General features: G+C 70.8%; 15 protein-coding genes and 1 pseudogene. 8 read left to right on the top strand and 8 right to left on the bottom strand.

Annotated features, from left to right (window positions below; genetic code table 11):
• Positions 1-7: 7 nt before the first annotated feature.
• Positions 8-1,180 (bottom strand): FAD-dependent oxidoreductase, encoded by a 1,173-nt coding sequence (locus ACH47Z_RS33630; protein ID WP_399080544.1) that lies wholly within the window; start codon positions 1,178-1,180, stop codon positions 8-10.
• Between the two features lie 135 nt (positions 1,181-1,315).
• On the opposite strand from ACH47Z_RS33630, the gene ACH47Z_RS33635 reads away from it, so the two are divergent.
• Positions 1,316-1,909 carry a PadR family transcriptional regulator gene (locus ACH47Z_RS33635; RefSeq protein ID WP_399080546.1) on the top strand — a complete coding sequence of 198 codons (594 nt, stop codon included), beginning with the start codon at positions 1,316-1,318 and terminating at the stop codon, positions 1,907-1,909.
• A gap of 5 nt (positions 1,910-1,914) precedes the next feature.
• On the opposite strand, the gene ACH47Z_RS33640 is transcribed toward ACH47Z_RS33635, so the two are convergent.
• From ACH47Z_RS33640 to ACH47Z_RS33650, 3 genes are read right to left on the bottom strand one after another with little or no spacing between them, the layout of a single operon-like run.
• Positions 1,915-2,706 carry an ABC transporter permease gene (locus ACH47Z_RS33640; RefSeq protein ID WP_399080548.1) on the bottom strand — a complete coding sequence of 264 codons (792 nt, stop codon included), beginning with the start codon at positions 2,704-2,706 and terminating at the stop codon, positions 1,915-1,917.
• Positions 2,703-4,217: an ABC transporter permease subunit gene (locus tag ACH47Z_RS33645; RefSeq protein ID WP_399080549.1), complete on the bottom strand. Its 1,515-nt coding sequence runs from the start codon at positions 4,215-4,217 to the stop codon at positions 2,703-2,705. The genes ACH47Z_RS33640 and ACH47Z_RS33645 overlap by 4 nt, the downstream gene beginning before the upstream one ends.
• Positions 4,214-5,152 (bottom strand): ATP-binding cassette domain-containing protein, encoded by a 939-nt coding sequence (locus ACH47Z_RS33650; RefSeq protein WP_399080551.1) that lies wholly within the window; start codon positions 5,150-5,152, stop codon positions 4,214-4,216. Before ACH47Z_RS33650 ends, ACH47Z_RS33645 begins: the two co-directional genes overlap by 4 nt.
• Positions 5,153-5,291: 139 nt before the next feature.
• Between ACH47Z_RS33650 and ACH47Z_RS33655 the strand changes: the two genes are divergently transcribed.
• Together ACH47Z_RS33655 and ACH47Z_RS33660 are read left to right on the top strand one after the other, a co-directional pair.
• Positions 5,292-6,494, top strand: a complete 1,203-nt coding sequence (locus ACH47Z_RS33655) for a sensor histidine kinase (RefSeq protein ID WP_399080553.1) — start codon at positions 5,292-5,294, stop codon at positions 6,492-6,494.
• On the top strand, positions 6,491-7,159 hold the full coding sequence (locus tag ACH47Z_RS33660; RefSeq protein ID WP_399080555.1) for a response regulator transcription factor: 669 nt from the start codon (positions 6,491-6,493) through the stop codon (positions 7,157-7,159). Before ACH47Z_RS33655 ends, ACH47Z_RS33660 begins: the two co-directional genes overlap by 4 nt.
• On the opposite strand, the gene ACH47Z_RS33665 is transcribed toward ACH47Z_RS33660, so the two are convergent.
• Positions 7,113-7,736: a TetR/AcrR family transcriptional regulator gene (locus tag ACH47Z_RS33665; protein ID WP_399080635.1), complete on the bottom strand. Its 624-nt coding sequence runs from the start codon at positions 7,734-7,736 to the stop codon at positions 7,113-7,115. The genes ACH47Z_RS33660 and ACH47Z_RS33665 overlap by 47 nt on opposite strands.
• 91 nt (positions 7,737-7,827) lie before the next feature.
• On the opposite strand from ACH47Z_RS33665, the gene ACH47Z_RS33670 reads away from it, so the two are divergent.
• Positions 7,828-8,673: an SDR family oxidoreductase gene (locus ACH47Z_RS33670; RefSeq protein WP_399080557.1), complete on the top strand. Its 846-nt coding sequence runs from the start codon at positions 7,828-7,830 to the stop codon at positions 8,671-8,673.
• Between the two features lie 43 nt (positions 8,674-8,716).
• On the opposite strand, the gene ACH47Z_RS33675 is transcribed toward ACH47Z_RS33670, so the two are convergent.
• The gene (locus tag ACH47Z_RS33675) at positions 8,717-10,513 is read right to left on the bottom strand and encodes an ABC transporter ATP-binding protein (protein ID WP_399080559.1); all 1,797 of its coding nucleotides are present in this window, start codon (positions 10,511-10,513) and stop codon (positions 8,717-8,719) included.
• A gap of 835 nt (positions 10,514-11,348) precedes the next feature.
• Between ACH47Z_RS33675 and ACH47Z_RS33680 the strand changes: the two genes are divergently transcribed.
• A complete protein-coding gene (locus ACH47Z_RS33680; RefSeq protein WP_399080561.1) occupies positions 11,349-11,996 on the top strand; it encodes a transglycosylase family protein in 648 nt (215 codons plus the stop codon).
• A gap of 80 nt (positions 11,997-12,076) precedes the next feature.
• On the opposite strand, the pseudogene ACH47Z_RS33685 reads toward ACH47Z_RS33680, so the two are convergent.
• Positions 12,077-12,502 (bottom strand): annotated as a pseudogene (locus ACH47Z_RS33685) (SAM-dependent methyltransferase); the annotation flags it as partial.
• A 35-nt stretch (positions 12,503-12,537) separates the two neighbouring features.
• Entirely contained in the window at positions 12,538-12,867 is a 330-nt protein-coding gene (locus ACH47Z_RS33690) for a MazG-like family protein (RefSeq protein ID WP_399080563.1), read from the bottom strand.
• 278 nt (positions 12,868-13,145) lie between these two features.
• Between ACH47Z_RS33690 and ACH47Z_RS33695 the strand changes: the two genes are divergently transcribed.
• From ACH47Z_RS33695 to ACH47Z_RS33705, 3 genes are read left to right on the top strand one after another with little or no spacing between them, the layout of a single operon-like run.
• A complete protein-coding gene (locus tag ACH47Z_RS33695; RefSeq protein WP_399080565.1) occupies positions 13,146-14,315 on the top strand; it encodes a tyrosine-type recombinase/integrase in 1,170 nt (389 codons plus the stop codon).
• Positions 14,312-16,792: a tyrosine-type recombinase/integrase gene (locus tag ACH47Z_RS33700; RefSeq protein ID WP_399080567.1), complete on the top strand. Its 2,481-nt coding sequence runs from the start codon at positions 14,312-14,314 to the stop codon at positions 16,790-16,792. Before ACH47Z_RS33695 ends, ACH47Z_RS33700 begins: the two co-directional genes overlap by 4 nt.
• Positions 16,789-17,319: a DUF6262 family protein gene (locus ACH47Z_RS33705; RefSeq protein WP_399080569.1), complete on the top strand. Its 531-nt coding sequence runs from the start codon at positions 16,789-16,791 to the stop codon at positions 17,317-17,319. The genes ACH47Z_RS33700 and ACH47Z_RS33705 overlap by 4 nt, the downstream gene beginning before the upstream one ends.
• The last annotated feature ends 532 nt before the right edge of the window (positions 17,320-17,851 follow it).

Here is a 17,851-nt window from a genome sequence, read left to right on the forward strand (position 1 = left end):
CGCGCTCTCAAGTGGCGACGGAAGTCTCCCAGTTGATCCGGTGGTCGTACTGCCAGGCCATCTTCTCCGGGGTGGCGAGGCGGGCGAAGAGCGGCAGGAGGGCGTCCCGGAGCACCCGGCCCACCGGTCCGGCGGCCTTCCCGCTGTTGGTGCGGGCGGCCTGGGCGATGACTCGCTCGACCCGGGCGCGGCGGGCGCTCTCGTAGGCGGCGAAGGCCTGAGGGTGCGGCAAGTCCCGTAGCGCGCGGGCGAGTTCCACGGCGCTTTCCGCGGCGAGCGAGGCGCCCTGGCCGGAACTGGGGGACGTGGCGTGGGCGGAGTCACCGACCAGCACCATGCGGCCGCGATGCCAGTGCGGGACGTGCGGGAGATCCTCCATGGGGCCGGCGGTGACCAGGTCCTGGGGTGGGGTGCGGCGCAGCAGGTCCAGGGCGGGGACGCTGTCGTCGGCGAAGGCCTCGGCCAGCCGGCTCAGCCACTCCTCGTTCGGGGTCTGCCGCACCTGCTGCCATGTCAGGTAGGCATGCGGGAGGTTGGCGAACCAGACGCCGGTGCCGTCGTCGAAGGACTGGTGTCCGAAGAAGGCGCGGCGCCCGAAGGCCATGTACATCCGGTCACCGGTGGGCGGCAGTCCGGCACCGTCGACGCGGGCGCCGAAGCCGAGGAGTCCCGAGTAGCGCGGGTGGGGCGCCTGCGGGTCGATGAGCCGGCGCACGGTGGAGCGCAGGCCGTCCGCGCCGATCAGGATGTCGGCCTTCTCGCTGGTGGTGCCGTCGGCGAAGACGGCCTGGACGCCGGTGTCGCTCTCATGGACGTCGACCAGTTCGTGCCCGTGGTGGACACGGACGCCCTGGCCCAGGGCGAGGTCGTAGAGCCGCCGGTACAGGTCGGCGCGCCAGCTGAACTGCATGGGCTGGCGGATCTCGGTGATGACCCGGCCCTTGTGGTTCTGCAGCACGATGGCGTTCATCGGGGCGCCGATCCGGTCGAGTCCGACCAGGCCGAGGGCGGCCCGGCCGTTGGGGGCGACGCTCAGGGCTCCGCCGATGCCGTCGGCGGTCGTGGTGTGGGACTCGTGCACGGTGGCCTCGATGCCGGCCCGGCGCAGCGCGAGGGCTGCGACCGGGCCGGCGATGCCGCCGCCCACCACGACGGCGGTGCGGGTGCGGGTGCGGGTCATGTCAGTGGGTCCTCTCCCGGGTGGGGTCGTCGACGACGGGCGACCGGAGTGACTGTCGTCATGGCTCGATAGTCGCAATGAAACTAGTCTCTCGTCAACTAGTTCTCCTGAGATTGGCTCCGGTAGGCTCTGCCCATGCGCAGCTCCCCACTCGGCCTCACCGTCCTCTCGCTCCTGCACATGCGGCCGCTGCACCCGTACGGCATCCAGCGGCTGATCAAGCAGTGGGGCAAGGACCAGGTCGTCAACGTCAGCCAGCGGGCGAGCCTGTACCGGACCATCGACCGGCTGCTCGAGGCGGGGCTGATCGCGGTGCGCGAGACCAGCCGGGATCAGCAGTACCCGGAGCGCACCGTCTACGAGGTGACCGACGCGGGCCGTACGGCGACGCGTGAGTGGCTGCGGGAGATGCTGGTCGCGCCGCGCGCGGAGTACCCGGAGTTCCCCGCCGCGCTGTCCTTCACCATGATGTTGCTGCCGCAGGAGGTGGAGGCCGATCTGTCCACGCGCGCCGACCACGTACGGGCGCGGCTCGCCGAGTTGGAGGCCGCCGCCGAGGGGGCCCGGCAACTGGCCCTGCCACGGGTCACCATGCTGGAGGACGAGTACCGGCGCGCCGTACTGACGGCGGAGCTGAACTGGCTCGACACGGTCACGGCAGACCTCCGTTCAGGCACGCTCAGCTGGGACTTCGACACGCTGGCGGCGCTCGCCCAGGCTTCGTCCTGACGCCTTCAGGCGTCCCGGAACCGCAGCAGTGTGCCGCCGACGAGGAGCGCGCCCGCCGCCCACAGGGCGAGTACGCCGAGGCCCGCCCACGGTCCGATGGGCAGATGACGCAGGTCGGTTGTCGCCTGGACGGCCAGCCCTGCCGACATCGGCCCGATCTGCGCGAGGTGCCGCCGCAACTGCGGGTCGGTGACCACATGGCTGAGGAGCGGGAAGAGGTACAGCAACCCGAGTACGACGCCCATCGCCACCGCCGCGTCCCGAACCGCCGCGACGACACCGAGAGCGAGCAGCGCGACCAGCACCAGATAGATCACCGAGCCGGCGACTGCCCGCAGGGTCGGGCCGTCCGTGAGGGAGAGGGCGGCGCAGCCGTGGGCGGGCGTGAAGCCGTTGCCGGGCAGCAGGCGGCGTCCGGCGAGGGCGGATGCGAGGACGGCGAGCGTCCCCGCGGCGCATACGGTCCCGCTCACCACGGCGGCCTTGGCGACCAGGACGGTGGTGCGCCGCGGTATCGCCGCGAGCGTGGTGTGGACCAGGCCGGTGCCGTACTCGTTGCCGAGGACCAGCACGGCCACGACCGCGGCGATCGTCTGCCCCAGTGTCACGCCCGTCAGACTGAGCCTGACCGGGTCCTGGCCGCAGCCGACGTCGGGGCACCGGGTGGTCGCCGCCACTGCCGCGCTCACGGATGCCGTGACGGCGACGAGGCCCGGCCACAGCCATGCGTGGCCCGTGTCGGTACGCAGCTTGGTCCACTCGGCGTGGACCGCTCGGCGCAGATCGGCGGCGCTCATACGTCCCTCCGGCGCAGCAGCAGGCCGGCCGCCGCCAGTGCGAGGACGGTCCAGCCGGCGAGGACCGCGTAACCGCCCCAGGGCGAAAGGGGGAAGTAGCCGGACGACGGCGTGTACACACTCACCACGTGGGCGTAGCGCGGCAGTGTCTGCTGGACGGCGAAGCCCGCTGCCGGGGTGAGGCGGAGCAGCCACCGCGCCGGAGCATCCGACAGCACACCGCTGATCGCGAGCAGATAGGGAAGCACCGTCGTCACGACGACGGCGGTGATCGCTGTGGCGCCGCGCCGCAGGAGCGTGCCGATCGCCAGCGCGAGAGCGGCGCCGGTGGCCAGCAGGAGCCCGGTACCGAATACCACGCGCAGTTCCACCGCGCGCGGCACGGTGAACACCACGAAGTGCGTGGCGTGCGCGCGTTGCCGTCCGAGGGGGATGCTGACCGCGGCGGCGGCCACGCCGACCGCGAAGGCGACAGCCATGACCACGGCGGCTTTGGCGGCCAGCAGCCGTGTGCGTCCTGGTGTCGCGGCGAGCGTGGTGCCGATCAGTCCGCGCCGGTACTCGGCGGTGACGAACTGCACGGCCACGACCGTCAGGACGATCAGCCCGGCGAACGTGCCGACGAGGAAGTTCTCCATGGTGTAGGCAGGGCCGAGCGAGGGGCCGCCGACCACAGGGGCGATGTCCCCGGCACCCGTCACGGAGAAGCCGCGACCGGTCGGCGTGAAGCCGCCCGCGGTGTGCTCCGCGTAGCTGCCGGACGTGCCCGCGTCGCCGCCCACCTGCACGCCCCGCCAGCCGTCCGGCCGGCCGCCGTGGGCCCAGGATCCGCCGAGCACCACACGGCCGAACGTTCCGCTCGCGACGGCAGGGCTCGTACCGCCTTGTGAGCCGGTCATCTGCAGGGCCGCCGGGCAGGCGGTGAAGAGGCCCACCCGCACGGTGGCGGCCGGACCACGCAGATGCGCGCTGCCGACCTGGCTCCAGTGCACGCCGTCCATCGAGTCGTAGCCGGTGATCCTCGAACCGGTGCGGACGAGGCGCAGCCAGCGCGGCGAGGCGGCGGAGGGGCGGCCGGGCAGGCCGGCCCGGTCGTGGGTGAAGTCGTGCTGCATCCGTACACCGTGGGCGCCGGTGACCATCATCGCGGCGTAGGGCGAGCCCTGTTCGAGGCTCTGCCTGACGAGGATCCCGGTCTTGGCCCACGGGGTGAGGCCGGGCGTGGTCTGTCCCGGTTCCCGGGCGAGCACGCCGGTCAGGCGGGTCACGGGGACGGTGATGCTGCCGTCACCGGTCAGCGCCTGGTGCACGAAGTAGAAGTTGTCGTTGACCGCCTCACCCGAGGGACCGGTCGGCAGGGCGGCGGCGTCCTGCGCGCGCTGGTTCGAGGAAGCCGTCCCGGCCAGCAGCAACATCACGGAGGCCAGGGCCGCACCGACTGTGCCGAGCACCCAGCCGCGCACGGTACGGAACTTGGTCCACTCGGCGTGCAGGACCCGAAGCCGCCTCATCGTACGGCCCCCTCGACACCGGTGCCGCGGTACTGCACGTCGTCTCGGGTCAGCTCCAGGTACGCCTCCTCCAGGCTCACGCGGTGCGTGGCCAGTTCCGCGAACGGCACCCCGCGCGCGTTCAGCACGGTCACGATGGCCTCGCCCGGAAGCCCACTGACGCTCAGCGCGTCCGCTCCCCCGGCTTGGACGACCGCCCCGGCACGGGCCAGCGCCTCCGCCGCCGCGACCGGCGCGGAGGTCCGCAGCGTGACGCGGCCCGCGGACAGCCTCGCCAGCAACTCCCGTACGCCCGTGTCGGTGACCACACGACCACGTCCCACGACGATCAGATGGTCCGCGACGTCCTGCAGCTCGCTCATCAGATGGCTGGACACCAGCACGGTCCGGCCCCGCGCCGCCAGCGAGGCGAGCAGGCTGCGGATCCACAGGATTCCTTCGGGGTCCAGCCCGTTGAACGGCTCGTCCAGCATCAGCGCGGGCGGATCGCCGAGGAGCGCCGCCGCGATGCCGAGCCGCTGCCGCATCCCCAGTGAGAAGCCTCCCGTACGGCGCCGCGCAGCCTCGGCGAGGCCCACCTGCTCGAGCACCTGGTCCACGCGGCCGGCCGGGAGCCCCTGCGAGTGCGCCAGCCACAGCAGGTGGTTGCGGGCGGTACGGGCGGGATGCAGCGCGCCGGCGTCCAGCAGCGAACCCAGGTGCCGCAGCGGGCTGCCCAGAGTCCGGTACGGCCGGCCGCCGACCAGTGCCGTTCCCCGGTCGGCGGCGTCCAGGCCCAGTACCACCCGCATGGTGGTGGATTTGCCCGCGCCGTTCGGACCCACGAAGCCGGTCACCCGCCCCGGCCGGACGGCGAATGTCATGCCGTCGAGCGCCTGGGTCGCCCCGAAGCGTTTCCGCAGCCCTTCGACCTCGATCCCGGGATCGTCCGTCATTCTCTGCACTCCTTGCTGGTCCTGTCCTGGGGTCACCACGCTGGGCCGGAGGTCGTAACGCGGGCGGAACGGCCGCTGTCATGCCGCTGTTAGGCGCTCTCGCCTAGCCTGAGCGGGCGTTGAGGGAGAAGGGGGACTGATGGCTGCGGAACTCGGGCTCCCCGTACGGTCGGTGCACCGGCGGGGCATCCGTTGGCGGTTCACCACCTTGTACGCCGGCCTGTTCCTGGCCTCGGCCGTCGCGATGCTGGTGGTGGTCGGGCTGGTGGCCGGCGGCACCTACCGGGCGGCCCCGGCGCCGGGCAGCCGGCCCGGCGCCCTCCCGCCCGCCGTGCAGGAGCGGATCGCCAGTCTGGAGCACCAGCTCGCCCAGGCCCACGACCGGCAGGTGGACCAGCTGCTCCTCGGCTCGGCGGCAGGGCTGGTGGTGATGGGGCTGCTGTCGGTCGCGGTGGGCTGGTACGCCGCCGGACGCGTCCTGCGTCCGCTCCGCGCGATGACCGCGGCCACCCGGCACCTCTCCGCCGACAGCCTGCACGAGCGCCTCGCCGTCCCCGGCCCGCACGACGAACTCAGGGGCCTCGGCGACACGATCGACGAGTTGCTGGAGCGTCTGGAGCAGGCGTTCGCCGCGCAGCGGCGCTTCGTCGCCGATGCCTCGCACGAACTGCGCACCCCGCTGGCGACCATGCGCGCCTCGGTGGAGGTCGCGCTCGCCAAACCGGGGCCGGTGCCCGAGCAGACGCGCACCATGGCGCACCGCATCACGGCCGAGCTGGACCAAATCGAGCAACTGCTGGGCGGCTTGCTGGTGCTGGCCCGCGCACAGCACGGAGTGCCGCTGCCGGACAGCGAGTTGGTCGCCCTGGACGCGCTCACCGCGGATGCCCTCACCGAGCGTGCCGCCACGGCCGCCGCGAAGCGGCTCGTCGTGGACACCGACGGCAACGGGGTCGGGCCCGGCGTGTGGGTCTGCGGCAGCCGGACCCTGTTGCGCAGGATGGCGGACAATCTCATCGACAACGCGATCGAGCACAACCGGCCCGGCGGCTGGATCCGCGTCGCCACCGACGTCGAGGCCGCGGACGTACGCCTGGTCGTGGAGAACGGAGGGCCGTTGCTGACAGGGGATCAGGTCGCCCAGCTGGCCCGTCCGTTCCGTCGGCTCGGAGCCGAGCGGACCGGCGGCGGCAGTGGCGCGGGGTCGGGCCTCGGCCTCTCGATCGTCGCGGCGGTCGCCGAGGCGCACGGCGGCACCCTCGACCTGCGGGCACGTACCGAGGGCGGCCTGCGGGCCACGGTCACCCTGTCCCGCGCGGCCGCAGAGGAGGTCGCGGCGTGAGGGTGCTCGTGGTGGAGGATGCCAGGTCGCTCGCCGACGTGCTGGTCGAGGGTCTGCGCGACCAGGGCATGGCGGTGGATGTCGCCTACGACGGCTTGGCAGCCGCGGCCAAGCTGGACGCCAACGCGTACGAGGTGGTCGTCCTGGACCGGGACCTGCCGGGTGTGCACGGCGACACGATCTGCCGGATGGTCACCGACCGGGACGACCGGCCGATGGTGCTGATGCTGACCGCGGCGGACGCGCCGGCCGATCGTGTCGGCGGACTGAGCCTGGGCGCCGACGACTACCTCGTCAAGCCCTTCCACTTTCCCGAACTCGTGCTCCGCCTGCGGTCACTCGTCCGTCGGCGCCCGTACGCCCGCGCCCGCACACTCCGCGCCGCGGGCATCGAACTCGACCCCGTGCACCGCACGGCCACCCGCGACGGGCACCGCCTCGACCTCTCGGTCAAGGAGTTCGAGGTCCTGGCCGCCCTGCTGCGGGCCAGTCCGGCCTCTCTCAGCGCGGAGGCGCTGCTGGAACAGGTGTGGGACGAGCACGCCGACCCGTTCACGAACACGGTCGCCGTGACGGTGGGCAGGCTCCGGCGCAAGCTCGGCAGCCCTCAGGTGATCGTCACGACGCCGACGATCGGCTACCGGATCGCCGATCCGACGAACTGATCGGCGCCTGGAGGGAGTCGAGCCAGCGCAGGAGGCGGCCTCCTTGGCGGATCATGATGTCCGGGTCGCGCAGGGCGTTGGCGAGGAGTGACATGCCCTGGTAGCCGGAGACGAGAGTGAGGGCCAGGTCGTCGGGGTCGGGCAGGCCCAGCTCGCGGAACTGGCATCCGGTCCAGTCCAGCAGCCGCCGGATCACCACGCCGGCCTCCGCGTCGAGGGTCCCGTCGGCACGCTTGTCGAGTTCGACGGCCAGGGTGCCGGTGGGGCAGCCGTAGCGGGCGGCGACGTCGCGCTGGTCGACCCAGGCTTCGACCAGCGCCTTGAGGCGGTCCCGCGGGTCGGCCAACTCCTCCAGCCGGCCGGTGAGTTCGTCCAGGTGCGCGCTGTGCTCGGACAGCGCGGCCTGGACCAGCTCGTCCTTGGTCTTGAAGTAGTAGTAGACGTTGCCGACGGGGACCTCGGCCTCGCGCGCGATGTCGGCGAGGGTGGTGCGTTCGACCCCCTGCTCGTGCAGGACCCGGGCGGCCGCCGCCGTGAGCCGTTGACGCTTCTGCGAGGCCTGCACGCGCCGATTCACTGAGTTGGTCACCCAACTGACTATAGACAACCCCCGATGGATGCGTGCTAGGTTCTTAGTCAGTCAACTAACTAAGACACAAGGGGTCGCGATGATCACAGTCACGGGTGCCACCGGCAACGTCGGGCGGACGTTGGTGGAACTGCTGGCCGAGGCGGGCGAGGAGGTCGTGGCCGTATCACGGCGACCGCGGCCCGCACACCACGCGGACGGTGTCCGGTGGGCCCGGGCCGATGTCGGGGACGCCGGAAGCATGCGGCCCGCCCTCGCCGGGGCCCGCGCCCTGTTCATCCTGCTGGGCGGGGAGCTCAACGCGCGGGGCGAGAGCCCGAACGCTCTGCTGGACGCGGCCACGGACGCCGGGATCGAGCAGGTCGTCCTGGTCTCCTCGCAGGTCAGCGCCACCCGCCCGGAGGCGCTCTCGCACGCCCGGCTACGGGAGTTCGAGGCGGCGGTGCGGGCATCCGGACGGAGCTTCACCATCCTGCGACCCGGCGGTTTCGCCTCCAACGCCTTCGCCTGGGCCGAGTCGGTCCGCACCAAGCGCACGATCTTCGCCCCGTTCGGTGACGTGGCCCTGCCCGTCGTCGACCCGGCGGACATCGCCGCGGTCGCCGCGACCGTGCTGCGCGAGGACCGGCACGCGGGCCGCGCTTACGAGCTGACCGGCCCGGAGCTGATCAGTCCGCGTCAGCAGGCCGCGGCGCTCTCCGAGGCGCTCGGCGACGAAGTGACCTTTGTGGAGCTGTCTCGTGAGGACGCTCACGCCCACATGGCCCGGTTCATGCCGGAGCAGGCCGTCACCGGCACGCTGGACGTCCTCGGCGTCCCGCTCCCGGCCGAGCAGAAGATCAGCCCCGACGTGGAGGCCGTTCTTCACCGCCCGGCCGCTGCCTTCAGCGAGTGGGTCGCGCGCAACCTGACGGCGTTCCGGTAGGAATCCGGAGCCCGGCTTGGGCGTACGCCGGTCCCGTCGGCCATCAGGCCGCCTCGTGCTCCGGCGCCGGCGCCGGGGTCGCGACAACCGCGGTGCCGTCGGTGAGGTGGAGGACGAGGTCGGCCTGGGCCGTCAGGCGCAGGTCGTGGGTGATGAGGAAGGTCGTGCGCCCGGCGGTGAGGCGGCGCAGCGGCGCCATGATGCGGGCCGTGGAGTCGTCGTCGAGTCCGGCCGTGGGCTCGTCGAGGATCAGCACGGGCGCGGTGCGGAGCATGGCCCGCGCGAGGGCGATCCTGCGGCGCTGGCCGCCGGAGAGGTTGTTGCCGCGTTTGCCGACCGGGCTGTCGTAGCCGTCGGGCAGCGCGCCGACGAATCCGTGCGCGTCGGCCGCGACGGCGGCGGCGAGCACGTCCGCCTCGGAGGCGTCGGGGCGGCCGTAGGTGATGTTCTCGCGGACCGTGCCGTCGAAGAGCATGCTGTCCTGCGGGAGCAGGGTGATGTGCCGGCGCACCTCGTCCACCGGGAGTTCGGCGATGTCCCGGCCGTCGAGCAGGATCCGGCCCCGGGACGGCTCATGGAACCGCAGCAGCAGCTTGCCGAGGGTGGACTTGCCGGTGCCGCTGGGTCCGGTGACCGCGACGAGCAGGCCGGGGGCGATGTCCAGGCGCACCCGGTTCAGCACGGGGTGGCCACCGCCGGGGTAGGAGAAGACGACGTCCTCGAAGGTGACGGCGCCGCGCACCGGTTCGGCGAGCGGTGGGACGTCCGGCCGCGGGTCGGGCTCATGAACCGTGCCGGTGCGCAGCACCTCGATGAGGCGTTCGCAGGCGGCGGTCGCGGAGGACGCGCTGACGACGAGTTCACCGAGTTCCTGGAGCTTGGGGTGGAGATAGCCGAGGAAGGCGGCGAAGGAGAGCAGGCCGCCGACGCTGAGATGGTGTGCGGAGATCTGCCAGGCCCCGGCCCCGATCACGGCCAACACGCTGAGCGTCTCGACCAGTTCGCCCATGGGCCCGTACGCCGACGACAGCCGGATCTGCCGCAGCCCGGCGCGCATCCAGTTGCGCCCCTCGCGGTGCACCTTGCCGCTCTCGGCCTGCTGCCGGCCGTAGGCCTGCACCAGGGGCATGTTGGCCAGGCTCTCCTCCAGCAGGGAGGCCAGTCGGCCGTTGCTGTCGCGTTCGTCGCGGGTGGCCGAGCGCATGAGGGTGCCGAACCACCGGGCGCCGAACCCGATCAACGGGGCGGCGGCCAGGGTGATCAGGGCCAGTTGCCAGCTGGTCCAGAAGGCCGCCACGGCAAACACCACCGCACCGACGGCGGAGGTGATCAGTTCGACGGGCATGGAGGCCACCAGCGACTCCACCGTCTCGATGTCACCGGTCAGCCGGGAGACGAGGTCGCCGGTGCCGAACCGGTCCAGGGCGTCCGGGGGCACCCGTTGCAGGTGCTGGAAGACCCGGTCGCGCAGGCCGAGCAGGAAGTGCTCGCTGGTCCAGCCGGCAAGATAACCGCCCGTGGCGGAGGCGACCGCGCCGGCCGCCGCGAGCCCCAGCCAGAGGGCGGCGGGTCCCCAGAAGGCGGCGAGGTCGCCACGGGTGAGCACGTCGTCGGTGAGGACGCCGACGATGCCGATCGCACCCGCGTCGCACCCGGCGGAGACCACCAGCAGCGCGGCGGCGGCCAGTACGGCCGCGCGGTTGACGCTGACCAGCGGCCAGAACGTACGGAACGCGGCCGGCGGGGAGATGCGGGCGTGACGCATCCGGGTCGGGGCACCTGCCGCGGTGCCCGCCCCGGATGCGGCCCCGGACATGGTGAGGGGTGCTGCGGTGTGCATGGCCGGCGCTTCCTGGGCACTGCCCGATCCGACGGCGTGCCGGGATCCGTCGCGCTTCCGTGCTGCGCGAACGGACCCCGGCACGGTCTGCCTGTGTGGTCGTGTTCCGTGCCGCTGTCCTACTTGGCGGCGGCCTTCTTGTGCTTGCGGTGGTGCTTCTTGTGGTGCTTGGCCTTGCCGGCGGCACCGGACTCCTTCTTCTTGGCCTTCTTGGCCAGAGTGATCTTGGCGAAGGACATCGTCGTATCCCTTCTTGACGAACCGTCAACCGGCGCTGCTCGCCGGTGACTTCATCGTGTGATGCACCTGTGAGTACGGGGGCGGCCGGTGCCTCACTCAAGACCAAAGGTGAGCGTTGACCTAGATTCCCTTACCGAAGCGTGTCGGGGTGGGCAGGGAGTGGGGCGGTGCCGGTGACACCGGAGGCCGTCCCCTTACGTTGCCCAAGACGCGGATCATCGCGCGGCCGGGGATCGTGTGCGCCTCCTGGCCCGATCGCCGCAGCGCCCGCTACTGCGACGGTGGCACCCCGGCCGCCGCATCCGGGCGGAGCGTCCCACACCCCGCCGTAGGCGTGCGCCGCCCCTGCCGCCCTGCCTCCAGCGTGCCAGAGCCGTCCGCCGCAAGGGGCTCAACGTCCGTGCGCCCCTGCCCACTTGCGTGTCCGCACCCTGTTCAACCTGACGGATCGTCAGCGACGCGGGCAGTGGCACGTGACGGCGCACGACGATCCGTGAGCTCTACGCGCCTTGTGAGCGGCCGGGCGTCACTGCCGTACTGCCTACAGCCCGCCGGAACCACCGGTGGGCGGGTACCGCAGTGGAGAGGAAGGCCTATGACCGCACGACCGCGGCACCGCCGCACCACGCCCCCACGGCTCCTGCCGTCGCTCCGCACCGCCCTCGCCCTCGGCAGCTTCGGCATCGTCCTGCCGCTCCTCGCACCGACCGCCGGCCACGCGGCCTCCGGCACCGCCTGGGACCGCGTCGCCGGTTGCGAAAGCGGGGGCAACTGGAGCATCAACACCGGCAACGGCTACTACGGCGGGCTGCAGTTCACGCAGCAGACGTGGGCTGCGTACGGCGGGACCGCGTACGCGCCGCGGGCCGATCTGGCGGGCCGGGCGGAGCAGATCGCCGTGGCGGAGTCGGTGCTCGCCCGGCAGGGGCCCGGAGCATGGCCGGTCTGCTCGGTGCGAGCGCACCTCGCGCGGGGCGGCGGGCACAGCGCGCCGGTCGTACGTCCCAGCACTCCCGTCACTCCCCCGCATTCCGCGCCCACGTCCCGCTCACGCACCGGTACCGCCCACCGCCCCGGCACGTCGTACACCGTGGTCGAGGGCGACACCCTGTCCGGTGTCGCACTGCGGGCCGCCGTCGCCGGGGGCTGGCAGCGGCTGTTCGAAACCAACCGGAACGTCATCGGCCCGAACCCGGACGTGATCCACCCGGGCCAGCGGCTCACCCTGCCCTCCGCCGGCTAGTGCGCCACAGGTGCCCGGGGTTCCCGACTCATAGGGTGGGCCGGCGGGTTGGGGCCGGTGAGATGCCGGCCCCGCTGGGGTCAGCGGTGCATGAGCGCGAAGACGCCCCAGCCCAGGTACTCGCGTTCATAGGGCGCTGGGCGGCGCGGTAACGGTCCCAGCTGTCCTGGTCCGCCAGCACCATCTCGACCACGTCGTCATGGTCCCGTTCGGGCGGAGGCTGCTCCCCAGCAGGTGGACCCGGGGAGCCCGTCGCCGATCCAGGTGGCACCGATGCAGGCCGCGACGTCGACGGGCTCCTCGGCGACGTGGCCTGCGGCATCGTCGTGGACGAACGTGACCTTGTCGGCGACGCCGAGTTCCAGGGCCCGGGCGCGAGCGCGGGTGGTGAACACCGTGCTGATGTCCACCCCGATCCCGGTGATCTGGTGGTCGCGGGCCCAGGTGCACAGCATCTCGTCCGAACCACAGGCCAGGTCGACCACGCTGGTGAAGGGTTGTTGATGCGGCGGCGCACTCCCCGTCCATCGACTTTCCCGTGTCACGTCGACTCGGCCGCCGCGTCCAGGTCTCGGTCGGCGATGCGCTCCATGTGCCGCGCGAACACGGCCGCGGCGTCGGCGTTCATACGGCTCAACGCGACCATCCCGGTGACGATGACGTCGCAGACCTCGGCCTCGACGTCCTCCCAGGTGTGCGAGTAGCCCTTGCGGGGATTCTGTCCCATGGCGCCGATCACCGCCTCGGCGACCTCGCCGGCCTCTTCCTGGATCTTGAGCAGCTGGAGGAGGATGCGTTGTTCGCGTGGAAGCGTGGAATGATCCTCCAGGCGGACTGCGAGGCGGGTGATCGTCTGCCAGATGTCCGTCACGTGCGTCTCGATTCTGTGTCGTGTGGTGTCATCGGTCTTGCGCCAGGGCGATGAGTTCTGCGAACAGTCCGTCCGCGTTCGCCAGGTCCTCGTAGGTGCCCTGTTCGATGACTCGTCCCTGGTCCATGACGAGGATCCGGTCGGCGAGGCGTGTGTTCTCTGGGGGTTCCCCGGCTGTGGCGTGACGTCGCACGGATCCCTCTCGTTAGGGAGGCTGCGACGGTTCTCAGGGGGTGCGGCTCTGCGGTGAATCGTTGCGATCAACTCGTGGAGTAGAGGTGCCAGTGCAGGCATTCCCTGTACAGCTGCCGTCGGGCACCCGGTACTGGACCGTGGTGGACGATGAGTTGGGGGTGGTCGAGGAAGCCGACCGCTTCCTGCGGGAGCTGAGGTTGGCCCGAGGGCGGGCGGAGACGACGACGAAGGCGTACGCCGAGGCCGTGATGCTGTTCCTGGCATGGTGCGTGAGCACCGGCCGGGACTGGCACACCGCCGCCCGGGACATGGGGCTGTTCATGCTCTGGCTGAAGTGGACGCCGGGAAGTGGCGGCAAACTTCGCGTCGTGGTGGCGGGACCGGGCGCGAAACCGGTTCGGAGCGAGAGCCGAATCAACAAGGTACTGACGGCAGTTCGGATGTTCCTGGTGCACGCCGTGGTGAACAAGACGGCACCGGCCTGGGTGCTGGAACAGATCTACGAGCTCGGGGACAGCCGCGACCTGCCCGAGGAGGCCCGCGGCGAAAGCGGTGGGATGCGGTACCGGATGCGGGCCCGCCACCGACTCCAGGAGCCCGAGACCGCCATCGACCGAGCCAGCGACGAGGAGATCGTCGCGATGTTCTTGAAATGCCGCTCCGCCCGCGACCGGCTGATCCTTCTGCTGCTGTCGCGAGTCGGACTGCGCCCAGGGCAGGTCGCGGGGCTCCGCCGGAGCGATCCGCATCTGCTGATGGACTCCCGCTCGCTCGGCTGCGACATGGAGGGTGCCCACGTCCACGTCATCCGCCGCGAGAACGAGAACCGTGCCTGGTGGAAGTCGAAGAAATCGTGGGCCATGCCGGTCGACTTCCTCGTGGTGCAGGCTTTCGACCAGTACGCGCTGGAACGCCACGAGCGCTTGGGTGCCGACGGCAGCGACTTCCTGCTGGTCAACCTGTTCCGTCCGCCCTATGGGACGCCGATGACGACCGACGCGATCGGGGAGCTGTGTGAGTCGCTGTCCCGACGGGCCGGGCTGGGCCGCAAGATCGGACCCCGAATGTGCCGGCATGCGATGGCCAGTAACGTCGCCGACGCCGGCGGCAAACTCGACGAGGTCCAGGCCCTGCTCGGGCAGAAGAGCGCGGAATCGCCCCGCCCCTACCTCCATCCCAAGCCATCACGGCTCCGCGAGGCCATCGAGCGGGTGCCGCTGCCCCGGCTGCACGGGCAGGAGAGCAACCGGTGACTATCGCCCTCCTCAGGAACCCGTCGACCGAGCCGGAGGAGGCCACAAGCGCGCTGCTGGCGGCCGTGACTGCGGACTTCCAGAAGCTGATGAGCTGGGATGCCGACAAGCGTCAGCTGGTCTTCCCACGCGACCATCCCCTGCTGGGCGCCCCGGAGTGCCCGGTGACGGGCTGCGACAAGATGGTCTTCCACACAAAGGACCACGGGCTTTGCGTGGGCTGCGCGAGACGGCTGAAGACCAGCGGGCAGAGCCTCGAGGAGTTCTTGTCCACTGTCAAGCGCCATTGGCGCTCGATCGGTGTCCTGGACTGCCGCGTCCCACAGTGCGGCCGCCCGTCGAAGACGTCACGCGCCGGGCTGTGCTCCACCCATCTGCGTCGAAAGGACAGGCTCGGCCTGACGGTCGAGGAGTTCATCCTCCACCCGTCCGCGAAACCGCTGCCCGGTTTCGGCCCCTGCGAGGTCGCGTCATGCCCCCGGTCCCGAGATGGGCATAGCCGCCGATACTGCCTGGCCCACGACCAGCGCCGGATGACGGAGATCCGCAACGGCAGTACCCATGATGAGGAAACCTGGCGGCTGACGACCCCGGCTATCGCCCAGGCCGGCGTGGTGAGCCTGCTCGGCCTGCCCGACCGGGTGGTGGCCGAGATCCTCTACGGCCTGCAGGAACGCGTCGCCGCAGGAATCCGGCACAAGGACCACCATGTCCGGCCCTTCTGCGACCTCCTGCGAACCCGGCAGGTCGGCTCGCTGGCCGAACTCGACACCTCCGGGCTGAGCAAGATCAACACCTCGCTGGCGACGGGCTTCCTCAAACACGTCGTCCGCTTGAGCCTCTCGCCGGAGACCGAACGACACAAAGACACCTGGGACGGTGCCGCATTCGGCATGACCGGCTACCTCCACTTCGAGAAGATCAGCCAGCCCTGGCTGCGTAGAGCCACCAAGAACTGGGCGGTCGACGATGCACCCCGCCGCCGGGGCACCAACCCCTGCGGAGCAATGCAGACACAGATCAACTGCATCGTCCGTCTCTCGGAAAGCCTCAGGCTGAACCGGCCAGACAAGGGCATGGATCCGCGGCTCCTGGGCCGCGACGACATCGTGGCCTTCCTCAACCGAATGCGCTACCTGGTGCAGCAGGGAGAAGTCGCAGCCTCGCGCCACGTCACGGATGTCCGACACATCCGACGCATGCTCATCCTCATGCGGAGCCTCGGGTTGACCCAGCCCGATCAGCCCCTGCACGGCCTGTCCGAGCAGTTCACACTCCGTCCCGAGGACATTCCAGACGACCCGGAGGACACAGAAGCCGGCCGCGACATCCCGCCCGAGGTGATGCGCCAACTCTGCGACCACCTAGCCACTTTGGTGCCTGACGATCCGCAGGTTCGCACCGCTGCCGAACTCTTGATGGACACCGGCCGCCGCCCGGACGAGATCTGCAGACTGCCCTTCGACTGCCTCGAACGGGACAGCGACGGCGAACCCGTCCTGATCTACGACAACCGCAAGGCGTTCAGGAACGGGCGACGGCTGCCGATCGCCAAGGCCACCGCAGGCATCATCGTCGAACAGCAGCAGAGAGTCCGAACCCGATTTCCCGATACCCCAGTCAAAGACCTCGTGCTCATGCCGACGCCGGTTGCCAACCCGCACGGCACGAAGTCGCTGAGCGCCAGCTGGCTCGGGGGCCGCCACCGAACGTGGGTCGATTCCATGCCGGCCCTCCTCGTTCCCACCGTCGTCGAGGTCGCTGGCGAGCGCGTCACGAAGATGCTGCCCTTCGACAAGGCGAAGATCTTCCCTTACGCCTACCGCCACACATACGCCCAACGTCACGCCGATGCTGGCGTCCCCGTCGACGCCCTCCGGGTTTTGATGGACCATCGCCAACTCGACACCACGCAGCGTTACTACCGGGTCAGCGAGAAACGCCAACGCGAAGCGGTCGAGCGCGTCGCCGCGATGCAGTTCGACCGGCATGGCAACCGCGTCTGGCGCAAGGCGAAGGCCGTCCTTGACTCCGAGCGCGCCCGTCGGGCGATCGGCGAGGTCCAGGTCCCCTACGGCACCTGCACCGAACCGTCGAACGTCGCCGCCGGCGGCCACGACTGTCCGGTGCGGTTCCGCTGCGTCGGCTGCAGCCACTTCCGCACCGACGCGTCCTACTTGCCCGACCTCGAAGCCTATCTGGCGGACCTTCTACGCAACCGTGAGCGCCTGGCCGCGTTCTCCCATGCCGATGACTGGGCCAAGAGCGAGGCGATGCCCTCGGACGACGAGATCAGCCGAGTCCGCCGCTTGGTCAAACGTGTCCGCGAGGAACTCGACGACCTCACCGACGAGGACCGGGCCCAGATCCAGCAGGCCGTCACCGTCGTGCGCAGAACCCGGGCGGGCGTCGTCTCGCTCGGCATTCCAAAGGTGAGGCAGCCCATGCCCGACCTCCGCCCCGAGAGGACCGCATGACCTCCAGCATGATCGAAGGCAAGCGTGCCGACTCCGCGCGACGCCGAGAGCGCGTGATCAAGGCTCTGAACGCAGCCCTGCGAACCGGCGGCGACATCACCGTCTCCGGTCTCGCCCGCGCAGCCCGAGTCGACCGCAGCTTTCTCTACCGTCACCGCGACCTGCTCGAACGCGTTCACACAGCCGCCAACACGCCTGTCGAGGAAGGTCGACTCGCTGCCGTCAGTCGAGCCTCCCTGCAGGCCGACCTGGCCAACGCGCTGGAGCGGAACACCCGCCTCGCCGCGCGAGTGCGTCAGCTGGAGCAGCGGCTCTCCAAGCAGCTTGGCGAGCAGGCATGGAGCGAGTCGGGGCTCGGGGCCGCACCAGACATCGACCAACTCCAACGCCGAATTGCCATGTTGGAACAGGAACTCGCCGAGAAGCGAGGAGAACTTGAGGAAAAGACGGAGGAGCTCGAGGCCGCCCGGGCCGCCAACAGGGAGCTGACCCGGGCCTTGAACCAGCCGCACTCCGGACGGCCGTGATCCAGCGGGCAAGCGTGAACCACTCGGCGTGGTATTAGCCGCCCCCTGGCATGACTAACCGAGCGTCACGAAACCCGTTGGGTGCAGTTCGGAATGAGTGACCTTCTGGGCAGTTTGGCATAGGTATCTGCCGTCTCGGGCGGGTTGGGTTCCTAGGGTGCTGGTGTCGGGGCCGTCGGGGTGGCGGCCCGGGTACGGGCACGAAGGAGCCTTGGGTGGGATCAGTGTTGGAACAGTTGAAGCGCCGGGAGGCGGCGGCGCTGGCTCGGGTGGAGGAGCTGCGGGCGAAGGCGCAGGACGTGGCCAATCGGCTGGATGCGGCCCGCGATGAGCTGTCGAGGCTGGAGATCGCGAGACGGACGGTGGCCGAGGTACTGGCCGGTGAACCGGGCGGGGAGACTGCCGGTGAGGACGTCGCGCCGCAGAGTGGTCCTGCGCTCGGAGTGCGCGGGTCACTGCGCGATGTGGCGGTCCATCAGCGGATCGTGTCCGTGTTCGTGACGGCCTCGGGGCCGATGCGGTCGCGGGACGT

The sequence above is a fragment of the Streptomyces sp. NPDC020192 genome (assembly GCF_044388685.1).
In the GTDB taxonomy this organism is placed as follows: Bacteria; Actinomycetota; Actinomycetes; order Streptomycetales; family Streptomycetaceae; genus Streptomyces.